This is a genomic window from Pseudomonas protegens CHA0, from assembly GCF_000397205.1.
GTDB lineage: Bacteria > Pseudomonadota > Gammaproteobacteria > Pseudomonadales > Pseudomonadaceae > Aquipseudomonas > Aquipseudomonas protegens.
In genome coordinates, this window is sequence record NC_021237.1 from 4,005,682 (window position 1) to 4,018,265 (window position 12,584).

At 65.9% G+C, this 12,584-nt stretch carries 10 protein-coding genes; 4 read left to right on the forward strand and 6 right to left on the reverse strand.

Annotation, left to right across the window (positions count from 1 at the left end; all coding sequences use genetic code 11):
- Positions 1–68 precede the first annotated feature (68 nt).
- Positions 69–1,508, forward strand: a complete 1,440-nt coding sequence (locus PFLCHA0_RS17830; RefSeq protein ID WP_011061815.1) for an amidase — start codon at positions 69–71, stop codon at positions 1,506–1,508.
- Between the two features lie 29 nt (positions 1,509–1,537).
- On the opposite strand, the gene PFLCHA0_RS17835 is transcribed toward PFLCHA0_RS17830, so the two are convergent.
- On the reverse strand, positions 1,538–3,466 hold the full coding sequence (locus PFLCHA0_RS17835) for a hybrid sensor histidine kinase/response regulator (protein WP_015635993.1): 1,929 nt from the start codon (positions 3,464–3,466) through the stop codon (positions 1,538–1,540).
- Between the two features lie 242 nt (positions 3,467–3,708).
- On the opposite strand from PFLCHA0_RS17835, the gene PFLCHA0_RS17840 reads away from it, so the two are divergent.
- From PFLCHA0_RS17840 to PFLCHA0_RS17850, 3 genes are all read left to right on the forward strand, one after another.
- Entirely contained in the window at positions 3,709–4,806 is a 1,098-nt protein-coding gene (locus tag PFLCHA0_RS17840; RefSeq protein ID WP_011061817.1) for a carboxynorspermidine decarboxylase, read from the forward strand.
- Between the two features lie 30 nt (positions 4,807–4,836).
- A complete protein-coding gene (locus PFLCHA0_RS17845; RefSeq protein ID WP_011061818.1) occupies positions 4,837–6,081 on the forward strand; it encodes a saccharopine dehydrogenase family protein in 1,245 nt (414 codons plus the stop codon).
- Between the two features lie 200 nt (positions 6,082–6,281).
- A complete protein-coding gene (locus tag PFLCHA0_RS17850) occupies positions 6,282–8,021 on the forward strand; it encodes a dipeptidase (RefSeq protein ID WP_015635994.1) in 1,740 nt (579 codons plus the stop codon).
- 55 nt (positions 8,022–8,076) lie between these two features.
- On the opposite strand, the gene PFLCHA0_RS17855 is transcribed toward PFLCHA0_RS17850, so the two are convergent.
- The 5 genes from PFLCHA0_RS17855 to PFLCHA0_RS17875 are packed head-to-tail and all read right to left on the reverse strand — an operon-like array spanning position 8,077 to position 12,545.
- The gene (locus tag PFLCHA0_RS17855; protein ID WP_041752323.1) at positions 8,077–9,042 is read right to left on the reverse strand and encodes a fatty acid desaturase family protein; all 966 of its coding nucleotides are present in this window, start codon (positions 9,040–9,042) and stop codon (positions 8,077–8,079) included.
- Positions 9,029–9,652, reverse strand: coding sequence for a phosphatase PAP2 family protein (locus PFLCHA0_RS17860; protein ID WP_015635996.1), 624 nt, complete (start codon positions 9,650–9,652; stop codon positions 9,029–9,031). The genes PFLCHA0_RS17855 and PFLCHA0_RS17860 overlap by 14 nt, the downstream gene beginning before the upstream one ends.
- A 51-nt stretch (positions 9,653–9,703) precedes the next feature.
- Positions 9,704–10,795 carry a glycosyltransferase family protein gene (locus tag PFLCHA0_RS17865; protein WP_015635997.1) on the reverse strand — a complete coding sequence of 364 codons (1,092 nt, stop codon included), beginning with the start codon at positions 10,793–10,795 and terminating at the stop codon, positions 9,704–9,706.
- Positions 10,792–11,526, reverse strand: a complete 735-nt coding sequence (locus tag PFLCHA0_RS17870; protein ID WP_015635998.1) for a diiron oxygenase — start codon at positions 11,524–11,526, stop codon at positions 10,792–10,794. The genes PFLCHA0_RS17865 and PFLCHA0_RS17870 overlap by 4 nt, the downstream gene beginning before the upstream one ends.
- Positions 11,523–12,545: a hypothetical protein gene (locus PFLCHA0_RS17875; RefSeq protein ID WP_015635999.1), complete on the reverse strand. Its 1,023-nt coding sequence runs from the start codon at positions 12,543–12,545 to the stop codon at positions 11,523–11,525. Before PFLCHA0_RS17875 ends, PFLCHA0_RS17870 begins: the two co-directional genes overlap by 4 nt.
- Positions 12,546–12,584 lie beyond the last annotated feature (39 nt).

A 12,584-nucleotide genomic window follows, 5' to 3' on the forward strand; every position in this document is an offset into this window, starting at 1 on the left:
CCCCGAACTGGGCGCCCACACACTGTCTTGTGCAGGCCAGCCCTGCACCCGCCTATCAGGACACTGCCATGCCAAACGCTACCGCCATCGCCGACATGAGCGCCATCGAGCTGCTCGGTCATTACCGTGACAAGCAGCTGTCTCCCGTGGAGGTCACCCAGGACGCACTGGCCCGCATCGAGCGCTTCAACCCGCGGGTCAATGCCTTTTGCTACACCGATCCCGAAGGCGCGCTGAACACCGCACGCGAAGCTGAAAAGCGCTGGATGAAGGGCCAGCCCTGCGGCGCCCTCGACGGCCTGCCCACATCGATCAAGGAGCTGACCCCGACCCGGGGCATGCCGTCGCGCAAGGCATCACTGACGATTGGTGCGCAAGGCCCCTGGGACGTCGACGCGCCCGTCACCACTTTCATGCGGGAGGCCGGCGCCGTGGTGCTGGGCAAGACCACCAGCCCGGAGTTCGGCTGGAAAGGCGTGACCGACAGCCCGCTCTACGGCATCACCCGCAACCCCTGGGACACCCGCATGACCTGCGGCGGTTCCTCCGGCGGCGCAGCGGTGGCCGCGGCGCTCAATCTGGGCGTGCTGCATCAGGGCAGCGATGCCGGAGGCTCGATCCGCATCCCCGCCAGCTTTACCGGCACTTTCGGCTTCAAGCCCACCTTTGGCTACATCCCCCAGTACCCGGCCAGCGCGACGACCCTGGTGTCTCACCTGGGCCCCATGACCCGCACCGTGGAAGACGCCGTGCTGCTCCTGCAGGCCATCGCCCGCCCCGACCCGCGGGACGCGCTGATGGGAGCCCCGCGACACACCCCGTGGCTGCCCGACAGCACCCACCTCAACGGCCTGCGCATCGCCTACAGCGCAGACTTCGGCTATGTGCAGGTTGATCCGCAGGTCGCTCGCCAGGTGGCGCAGGCCGTGGCGCGGCTGGAACAACTGGGGGCGATCGTCGAAGCGGTCGACCCGGGATTCGACGACCCCCTGCAACTGTTCAAGAGCGTGATCTACGCCGGCGCACAGACGCTGGCCCGGCAACTGAGCACGGCCCAGAAAGCCATGCTCGATCCGGGCCTGTTGCGCTTTACCGAAGAATGCCGCCACACCACCCTCGCCGACTTCACCGCGGCCCAGGAAGCCCGAGCGGCCTTGATGGCCCACATGAACATGTTTCACAGCCGCTACGACCTGCTGGTCTGCCCGATGCTGCCGATCACCGCGTTCGAGGCCGGCCACGACACCCCGCCCGGCAGCGCAATCGATGACTGGATGAAGTGGTCGCCTTTCAGCTACCCCTTCAACCTGACCCAGCAACCTGCTGCCTCATTGCCCTGCGGGTTCTCGGAGGCGGGATTGCCCATCGGCCTGCAGGTGGTTGGCGCGCGATTTGCCGACGATCAGGTGCTGCGGGTATGCCGGGCTTACGAGCGTGCATTTCCCGCGCCCTTTCCACAGGCCCCCATGACCGGCGCGGCCATGGCCCAGCAGGTGTCGCCGGTGTAGGGTTTGCACCCTCTTGCCGTGCGCCGCAGTCAGCCCGCCGCAGACTGCGCCAGGACCTGGGCCAGGGCGTCCCTCAACTGCGCCTGGCTGAAGGGCTTGAAGATCCGTGGCAGCTCCGGTACCGGGCCGTCCTGGCGCTGGGCATAACCGCTGGCCAGGATGATCGGCAACTGCGGGTGCAGGCGCCGCACCGCTTCGGCCAACTGGCGGCCATCCATGTGTGGCATGGCCATGTCGCTGATCATCAGCTGGATGTCCCGGTGCTGCTCAAGACACTGCAGCGCCTGGGCTCCGCTGGCGGCGCGGATGACTCGATGGCCCAGGTCCTCCAGCAGCAGCGTGGTGCTGTCCAGGACCAGGCTGTCGTCATCCACCAGCAGCACGCACAGCGGCGGGTGGTCCGGGCCCGGGGCCGGCATGGCCTCACTGCCCGGCGAACCCTTGGCCGCGCTCGCCAGGGGCAGCCACAGCTCGGCGCGGGTGCCCTGGCCCAGGCGGCTCTGGAGCACCAGGCGCCCGCCCAGTTGCTCGGCCAGGCCGTGGACCATCGACAGGCCCAGGCCGGTGCCCTTGCCCAGGCCCTTGGTGGTGAAGAACGGATCGGCGGCGCAGGCCAGGGTCTGTTCGTCCATGCCCTGGCCATCGTCGATCACCGCCAGGCAGACGTACTGCCCCCGGACCAGGTTGCCCGTGGCCCCGCGCAATTGCGCCTCGATCAGGATCGAACCGCCCTCGGGCATGGCATCCCGGGCATTGCTCACCAGGTTCAGCAGCGCCAGTTCCAGCTGGTTGAGATCAGCCTGCACCGCCGGCAGGTCCGGCGCCATCTCCACCCGCAGGGCAATCCTGGGCCCCACCGAACTGCACAGCAGGCCGCTGAGGCTGGCCACCAGTTGGCCCAGGTCCAGGGCCTGGGATTTCAACTCCTGGCGCCGGGCGAAGGCCAGCATGCGCTGGGTCAGGGTCACGCCGCGCTCGGTGCCCTGCAGCGCGTTGTCCAGCAGGCGCCGCAGCCTGGGGTCATCGCCGACCCGTTTGTGCAGCAGCTCCAGGTTGCCGCGGATCACCGTCAGCAGGTTGTTGAAGTCATGGGCGATGCCGCCGCTGAGCTGGCCGATGGCCTGGAGCTTCTGCGACTGGAACAGCGCTTCGCGGGCGACCTCCAGTTCCTTCTGCGCCTGGACCACCTCGGTGATGTCGCGGGTGATCTTGGCGAAACCGATGATGGCCCCGGAGTCGGCGCGGATCGGGTCGACAATCACATGGGCCAGGAACCGCGTACCGTCCTTGCGCAGGCGCCAGCCCTGCTTCTCGAAACGGCCTTCGCGGGCGGCGGCTTCCAGGGCCTTGCGCGGCTCGTCGCTGGCCCGGTCCTCGGCGGTATAGAACAGTGAAAAGTGCTGGCCGATGACTTCCTCTGGGGCATAGCCCTTGATCCGTTGCGCCCCCAGGTTCCAGCTGCTGACCCGGCCCTGGGCATCGAGCATGTAGATCGCGTAGTCGGTCACGCTCTGCACCAGCAGGCGGAACTGCTGTTCGCTCTGTTTCAGGGTCTGCTCGGCGGCCCGTTGCTCGGTCATGTCCCGGGTGACCTTGGCAAAGCCGATCAGCCCGCCGGCGCTGTCGCGGATCGGGTCGATCACCACATGGCACCAGAACCGCGTGCCATCCTTGCGCAGGCGCCAGCCCTCGCCTTCGAAACGCCCGCACTGCGCGGCACTGTCCAGCGCCCTCTGGGGCAAACCGGCCTGGCGATCCTCGGGGGTATAGAAGCAGGAAAAGTGCCGGCCCAGCACTTCCTCCTCCCGGTAGCCCTTGAAGCGCCGGGCACCGCTGTTCCAACTGGCGACCCGGCCCTGGGCGTCGAGCATGTAGATCGCGTAGTCCACCACCGCATCGACCAGCAGGCGGAAGCGATCGTCAGTGAGAGGGCGGTACGGCTCGGGCAGATCAGGCATGGCAGTTTCCGTCGGGTATTTTTTTCATCGAATCGGCGAAACGTTGCAGCGCCGCAGCATTCATCGACCGGGGCTCGGGCCAGTGTGCACCGCCTGCAGCTGTCTGTGTGGAATCGCATGCCTGGCTCGACAACGCAAGGGACAGACGGTTGACCGTGGAAAATATATTTCCGAGCTTTCGATCTAGTGGCACTGCGGGCACAATGCGTACCTTTTTGGCTGGCCCTGCCGGAGACCCTGAAATGATCAAGACGCCGTACTACCTCATCGACAAGCAGAAGCTTTTGAGCAACATGCAGAAGATCGCCTACGTGCGCGAGCAGTCCGGCGCCAAGGCCCTGCTGGCCCTCAAGTGCTTCGCCACCTGGTCGGTGTTCGACCTGATGCAGCAGTACATGGACGGCACCACCTCCTCGTCGCTCTACGAGCTCAAGCTCGGCCGGCAGAAGTTCGAAGGCGAGACCCACGCCTACAGCGTGGCCTGGGCCGACGACGAAATCGAGGAGATGCTCGCCAACTGCGACAAGATCATCTTCAACTCCATCAGCCAGCTGCAGCGCTTTGCCGACGCCAGCGCGGGCAAGGTGCGCGGCCTGCGGGTCAACCCCCAGGTCAGCAGTTCGGACTACCTGCTGGCCGACCCGGCGCGCCCGTTCAGCCGCCTGGGCGAGTGGGACCCGGCCAAGATCGAGCAGGTCATCGAGCAGATCTCCGGCTTCATGTTCCACAACAACTGCGAGAACGGCGACTTCGGCCTGTTCGACCAGATGCTGACCACCATCGAGGAACGCTTCGGCCACCTGCTGCACAAGGTCGAGTGGGTCAGCCTCGGCGGCGGCATCCACTTCACCGGCGAGGACTACGCCCTGGACGCCTTCTGTGCGCGCCTCAAGGCTTTCTCCCAGAAGTACGGCGTGCAGGTCTACCTGGAGCCGGGCGAAGCGGCGATCACCCAGAGCGCCTCCCTGGAAGTGACCGTGCTCGACACCCTGTACAACGGCAAGCACCTGGCCGTGGTGGACAGCTCCATCGAAGCCCACATGCTCGACCTGCTGATCTATCGCCTGAACGCCAAGCTGTCACCAAGCGCGGGCGAACATACCTACATGGTGTGCGGCAAGTCCTGCCTGGCCGGGGATATCTTCGGCGAATACCAATTTGATCGTCCGCTGGCCATCGGCGATCGACTGTCGTTCATTGATGCGGCGGGTTACACCATGGTCAAGAAAAACTGGTTCAACGGTCTGAAAATGCCGTCCATTGTCGTGAAACAACTCGATGGCAGCATCGAGGTGGTACGCGAGTTTGGTTTCGAAGACTACCTGTCCAGCCTTTCCTGAGCGGACAGGTCACGAGGAGAAGTAAATAAATTGAAGAAGAATGTTCTTATCATTGGTGCAGGAGGTGTCGCCAAGGTGGTGGCCCACAAGTGCGCGCAGCACAACGACGAACTCGGTCGTATTGCTATCGCGTCGCGCAACATCTCCAAATGCCAGGCCATCATCGACAGCGTCAAGGCCAAGGGCAGCCTCAAACAGCCCGCTGAAATAAAAGCCTATGCGCTCAACGCGCTGGACATCGAGGCAACCAAGGCGCTGATCCGCGAGACCGAGTCGCAGATCGTCATCAACGTCGGTTCCGCCTTCCTCAACATGTCGGTGCTGCGTGCCTGCATCGATACCGGTGTGGCCTACCTGGACACCGCGATCCACGAAGAACCGGGCAAGATCTGCGAGACCCCGCCCTGGTACGGCAACTACGAGTGGAAGCATCTCGAAGAGTGCCAGCAGAAGAACATCACCGCGATCCTCGGCGTCGGCTTCGACCCGGGCGTGGTCAACGCCTATGCGGCCCTGGCCCAGCAGGAACATTTCGACCGCATCGACTCGATCGACATTCTCGACGTCAATGCCGGTTCCCACGGCAAATATTTCGCCACCAATTTCGACCCGGAAATCAACTTCCGCGAATTCACCGGGCAGGTGTGGAGCTGGCAGGACAGCCAGTGGACCAGCAACACCATGTTCGAAGTCAAGCGTACCGACGACCTGCCTGTGGTCGGCTCGCAAAACCTGTACCTGACCGGCCACGATGAAGTGCACTCGCTGTCGAAGAACCTCGACGTGCCCAACGTGCGGTTCTGGATGAGCTTCGGCGAGCACTACATCAATGTGTTCACCGTGCTGCGCAACCTGGGCCTGCTCTCCGAGCAACCGGTGAAGACCGCCGAAGGCCTGGAAGTGGTGCCGCTCAAAGTGGTCAAGGCCGTGCTGCCTGACCCGGCCTCCCTGGCCCCGGGCTACACCGGCAAGACCTGCATCGGTGACCTGGTCAAGGGCAGCAAGAATGGCCAGCCGCGCGAAGTCTTCATCTACAACGTGGCCGACCACGAAGAAGCCTACGCCGAGACCGACAGCCAGGGCATTTCCTACACCGCCGGCGTACCGCCCGTGGCCGCCGCCCTGCTGGTGGCCCGTGGCGAGTGGGACGTGCAGCGCATGGCCAACGTCGAGGAACTGCCGGCCAAGCCGTTCCTCAAGGCGCTGGACCTGATGGGCCTGCCGACCCGCATCAAGGACGAACAGGGCGACCGCCCATGGGACGCCAAGGCTTGATGCACTAGCCACGACAGGAGGCGCCGATGCAGGCGCCTCCTGCCTGGATGAATGTTTCGTTTGTGCGTCGCTTTTGCGTTTCTGTGCGACAGATCCCACTTCAGGGGCTCCCGCCCTGCTCCTTCGCAGTGTTAGCTTGGCAAGGTTTCTGACTAACAGCTCAGATAATCCTTACCCCCTGCAAAGGAATGCCCTCCGCAATGGATTTTTCTCTCAAGCACCTGGCTGCGGCCACCCTGATGCTCGCCAGCCTGTCGTCCTACACCTCGATCGCCCAGGCCAACATTACCCCGCAACAAAGCGCGGCCATCCTCAAGACCTTCAATGACGCCACGGTCACGGATTTCCGCCAGTTCCTCGGCACCCTGGCCAAGAGCCCGCTGGCCAAGAGCGACCAGCTCGCCCCGACCATCGAGACCTTCCTGGCCAACAAGCCCCTGAACGCCGAACAGCAGAACGAGATCCACCGCCTGCTGGGCCTCTACGCCCGGATCAAGTACGGCAAGGCCGCCACCGAAACCCTGCGCGAACTGGTGGCCATCCCCACCTTCAACATCGACGGCGTGCCGCAGTACAAGAACCCCGAGTTCCTCAAGATCGCCGCCAAGATCCAGGACCTGGCCAAGGCCTTCAACCTGAACTTTCGCAACATCGACAACCGGGTCTACGAGATCTCCCTGGAAGGCAGCGGCGATGAAGTCGTCGGCATCCACGCCCACGCCGACGTGGTGCCGGTGACCCCGGAAAACTGGGTGCTCGAAGACGGCACCCGCCTCGACCCGTTCAAGGTCACCCTGATCGGCGACCGCATGTATGGCCGCGGTACCGAGGACGACAAGAACGGCATCGTGGTAGCGCTCTACGCGATGAAGATCATCAAGGAAGAGAAGCTGCCCCTGGCGCGCAACTTCAAGCTGCTGGTGGACACCACCGAGGAAACCAGCGGCGACGCCATTCCCTACTACTTCGAACACAACCCGACGCCCAACTACAACCTGGCGCTGGACGGCGGCTACCCGGTGGTGATCGCCGAGAAAGGTTACGGCACGGTCATGGCCAGCTTCGCCCGGCGCGCCGCCGAGGGCAAAGGGGCGGAGATCACCCACCTCACCGGTGGCCTGGCCACCAACCAGATCCCCTCGACCTCGGTAGCCACCCTGGTCACCGAGCAGCCCGCGGAACTGGCCGCCAGCCTGCAAAAGGCCGGCGCCGAATATGCCAAGCAGCACGGCGGCAACTTCCAGGTCGCGGCCAAGGTGGTGGGCAAGGATGTGCAACTGACGGTCACCGGCGTCTCGGCCCACTCCTCCGAGCCCGAGTCCGGGGTCAACCCGGTGGCGCGGATGCTGGACTTCATCAACAGCCAGGACGGCAAGATCGCCTTCAAGCACAACGCCTTCACCGATGGTGCCCGCTACGCCGCCGACAACTGGGGCCTGGACTACCTGGGCAACAAGCTGGGTATCGGCTTCTCCGACGACTTCATGGGGCCGCTGACTACCTCCCTGACCCAGGTCAGCGTGGATGACAAGACCTTCAAGCTGGCGGTCAACCTGCGGGTGCCCAAGGGCAAGACCCCGCAAGTGCTGAAGGGCGAAATCACCGACAAGCTGGCGGCCTGGAGCAAGAAGACCCAGGTAGCGGTGAACATCGACACCAAGATCGCCGAACCTATGTACCGCAACCCCGAGGGTGAATGGGTCAAGGCACTGCTGGCGGTGGCCAGCGAGAACCTGGGCATGGCGCACAAGTTCGGCACCTCCGCCGGCGCCACCTCGGTGCACGAGTTGCCCAACGGCGTGCAGTTCGGCCTGGCGCGGCCCGAGGTCAAGTACACCGGCCACACCGACAACGAGTTCAAGACCGTGGAGCAGTTCCTCCTGGACCTGCAGATCGTCACCGAGATGGTCGGCCGCATCGGCCAGTTGCCCAAGCTCTGACCGCCCTCACGGGCCCGCCACCCATGGCGGGCCCGTTCTCCCCTTCCTCCACGCCTCAGCGCGCCGCTGACGTCCAGTCGGGGTCGCTGACATCTCGCAGTACCCCGCCATACCCCTGGTAGAGGTTGCCCTCGGGCAGCAACTGCGCCGTGGCCAGTTGCCGGTGCAGGCCGCCCAGGTGGTAGAACGGCACACGCACATAGAGGTGATGCTCGATGTGGTAGTGGATGGCGTGGGGGCCGAACAGGAAGGTCTGCACGCTGGGCCGTACGATGCTGCGGGCGTTGCGGCTCTGGTCGGCGGCAACCGGCAGGCCGGCATGCTCCATGATGGCTCGTACCCGGCCCAGCAAGGGCAGCAGGGTAATCGCCGGCAACAGCCACAACCCCAGGTACAGCCAGGGGTGGCCGCTCCAGGCCAGCAGGCCGAACAGCAGGCCGTTGCTGACCAGCATGGACAGCACTTCCTCCAGGGCCTGGCGCGGCGACTTGTCGACCCGGGGCATGATCGCGCGGTAGTCACCCCGGGCGAACCTCAAGGCGCTGATGAAGTAGCCCACCCCGCACAGGTCCGCCAGCAGGCGCAGGGCCAGCTTGCCCCGGGGCAAGGGGTAATCCCCCAGGCCGAAGACCGCCACCACCGGGTCGTCATGCTCCATCGGATGCAGGTGATGCTTGAGGTGGCCGGCGCGGTAGGTGCAGAGGGACAGGAACAGCGGGCCGGCGGCCAGCCACTGGCCCAGCCGATCATTGGCTTTCTGCCCGCGCAGCAGCAGGCCGTGGGCGCTCTCGTGCATCAGCACCGCCAGCGCCAACTGGCTGCGGGCGATCAGCAGCGCGGCCAGCAGGTAGGTGACGGGGTGCGGCCAGAGCGCAGCGCAGGCGAACGCGGCGGCGATCAGCCCCCAGTCGGCCAGCAGCGCCAGGCCACCGGTCCAGGGCTTGAGCAGGAACAGCCCCGCATCGGGGGCAAAGGCACGCAGGGCCCGATTCTCTCCGGCACGGGGTTCAGGCTGGGACACGGGCAGGGTTTCCTTGTCGTTGGGTGGCCAGGGCACAGGCCAGGGCCAGGAACAGGCCGCCCGCCACATCGATCAGCGTGTGCTGCTTGAGGGTCAGGGTCGAGAGGCAGATCAGCAGGCCGATGACAGCGCTCAGCTCTTTGCAAGGGCGGCGCCAGAGCGCGCGACAGGCCAGGCAGGTCACGGCCACATGCAGGCTGGGAAAACCGTTGCAGGCCAGGTCCAGCTGCCACATCCGGCCCAGCCGCTGTTGCAGGAAGCCATTGTCGAGGGCGGCGATATCCGGCCTCGGCACATATTCGGGGAACAGCCAGAAGCACAGCAGCCCAACGGCGAAGGCCATGCCGGTGGCATTGCGCAGGGCCCTGAAGCCCTCCTGGCTGGCATAGGCCGCCGCCAGCAGCACAAAGGGAAAGAACAGCACATAGACGAACCAGGACTGGGCGATAAAGGGGATCTGCTCATCCAATGGCGTGACCCAGTTGTAGCGCGGCGTCACCAGGCGCTGCAGCCCCATGAACGCGCCCAGCCCCAACAGCAGGGCGAACACCGCAGCCAGGGCCTGCCGAAGGTTGGCGGCGGCTATCAGGCGCTGCAAGGTGCCGGTCATGGCTGCTGGCCTGGGGCGGGCATGGAGCGGTGACGACTCAAGGCCACGCCCTCACAAGCCGAGCAAGCGGCTGGCCCAGGCATCGATCCGTGCCTGGGCCCGCTGGTTGCCCGAGATCACGTCGGGCGCTGGCGCCGCCACGCTCAATTGCCGCGCCGCCTCGGCCACCTGACGGCGGAAATCGGCAGGGTCGCCGCGCCAGGTCACCACCCGGTGCAGCAACTGCAGTTGCCGGGCCCGGGCGGCGTTGCTGGTCTGTTCCGGCTGGTCGCTCACCACCAGGATGATCGGCCGCTGGTAGACCCGGGCGATGGACAGCGCCGCCATGCCCGGTGCCGAGACCAGGAGTTGCGCCCGGGCAGCGCGGCTGGCCCAGAGCGGATCGACCTGCAGCCAGCCACTGCGCCCGGCATAACCCTCGCCCACGCGGTGAGCGTCCAGGCCCGCATCTTCCAGGCCAAGGCTCAAGGCATCGGCCAGGTCGGGCTCACGAAAATGCGGGTTGAGGTACACCGCGGCGCCCACGACGGCCTGTTCCGGCAAGGCTTCGGCCAGGGCCACCGGGGTCGGCAGGCGATACAGTGCCGGGGCCTGGGTATCGTCGACTTCATAGGCGAAATCGTGCTCGATGCGCGCCCGCGCCGTATCGATCTGGCGCCCGACAATCCAGCCGAACAGGCGCCCGAACTGGCGCGGCCACATGCCGGCAAAGTTGTTCAGCAGCGCCACCTTGAGGCTGGCCCCGTACACGTGCACCACCTGACGCCGCCAGCCCGGGAGCATGCCCATGTAGAGCAGCGCCGGGTGGAAGGAATCGTTGATCACCAGGTCCACGCCGCGCAGCCGGCGCCGCAGTTGGAGGATGTCCCGCAGCATGCGCCCGGGGCGGAACAGGTAGTGGGCGACATTGCGGTTGGTGGCCTGGCGCAGCATGTTCTGCTGGCTGTCGAACTGCACCGCGTAATGCAGCGAGAGGATCTGCGCCGCAATGCCGAAGCGCTGCAGGAAGTCCTGCCCCTGCTGCGAGGTGGTCAGCACCTCGACCTCGCCCCCGGCTGCACGCAAGGCATGTACCAGCAGTTGGGCGCGCATCAGGTGCCCGCGGGCATCGGCGGTCGCCAGGTAAAGAATCCGTGCACTCATCGCTCCACTCGGCCCCGACCACCGAGCAGCCAGCCGGCACCATACATCGCCAGGGCACCGGTCACGCCAAAGCTCGCATCGACGCGGCGAATGTCCTTGAGCAGGCGCGCCAGATGGCCCGCCTCATGGGGTGCCACGATGCGCCGCAGGGTGTTCTCGCACAGGCGCACGTGGGCTTTCTCGTCGGCCAGCACCCGCGCCAGCAGCGGATACAAGCCATGCCCGGCATCCAGCACCGCACAATGGCGGGTCAATACCCGCTCGGCCATCTGCTCGGCACACAGCCCGGTGGCATAGGCCGGCACCAGCAGGCCCTGTTCGAAAAGCCCCGCATAACGACGGGCCAGGCGCTGCCAGCGCTGGATCTTGCGCCGGCTCAGCCAGTCCGGCTCCAGGCGGGCTTGAGCGTCGTCGCCCCGCTCGCGCAGGGCCTCGGCAAACAGGGTCACGTGGCGCTGCTCATCGGCCAGGTGCTGTGCTACCTGCCGTTCGAGCCAGGGTGGCGACTGCGGCAACAACTCATCGAGCAACGCACGCTCGGTGGCGTCTTCACCGGCCAGGTACATGCGCAACAGCAGGCGTTCGCCTCGCGGGCTGCGGTGCAGGCGCAACAAGGCGGCGCGCTTGATACGGTCCACCAGCCGCGCCTGCAGCGCCCCAAGGCCCTGGGGCCGGGGCATGCTCAGGCAGTCGAAGTTGGCCTCGCCGGCAACCGCTGGCCCCGCACTCATTGCACGGGCTGCGCGGCGCTGGCGGTGGCCGTCCTGGCCCCGTGCGAATGGCGCTGCCAGGCCAGGATCAGGCCGATAAAGCTGTCACGCATGAAGGCCGTGCCGCTGGCCGCAGCGCCGGGAAAGCTCTCCTCCTGGCCGTTGTAGCGCAGGTAACCCTGGCCGTTGACCGCGCCCAGCTCCAGGCTGTCGCCCTTGTTCAAGCCCCGCTGACGCACCTCCCTGAGCAACGGGCTGTCCTCCAGCGCAAAGACAAACAGCTGGCGCTGTACCACCCACAGCGGGATCTGCCCGCTCAGGGCCTGCAGGTCGAGGTTCCAGGTGCCCTGCTGCAGCACCTGCTCCAGCGCCTCGCTGCCCGGCTGCCTGGCACTGAAGCTGGCACGCATCAGCGACTTCGACACTCGGCCGACGCCCAGGCCGATGGTGATATCGCCCGCTGTCGGGTGCTGCGCATCGCTGGGGCGCACCACCACGAAATAACTGGCCAGGCGCGCCGCGATCGTCGGCTGGGCCAATACGTTGCGCGCCTGTTCGGGGCTGAACAGCACGCGCTCACGGGTGCCTTCACGGACGCTGATCTGATAGGGATCGAGGCTGATGTCACGGAACTTGCCACGCACCGGTGCGTGCACATAGGTATCGGATTTCCACACCTTGCCCGAACGGCGCAGCAGCACCTGCAGGCTCAGGGGCACACGCTGGCCGTCGCTGGCGATGCCGCTGCCGTGCAGCAGAATGTCGCCGATCACGGTCTTGCTGTCGTGGTTGCTGTCGGCGTCGATGACGATGGCATGGGTTTGCCGGTCGACACTGACCCGCGCATCACTCACGTCCAGGGCGATGCGGTTGCAGTCGAGGTTGCTGGAGGCGAACGTGGCGCAGCCACTGTCCGAAGCGAAGTGGTACACCCCGCGACCGGCGAACTCGCTGGGAGCGGCCTGGGTCTGGCCACCGAGTGCCAGCAAGGCCAGGCACGCCAGGGAACGGCCGAATGAGGCAAGAGAAGGGTTCTGCATGGGGACTTCCTCTGGGCACGCGAACGGCGTGCGACGATA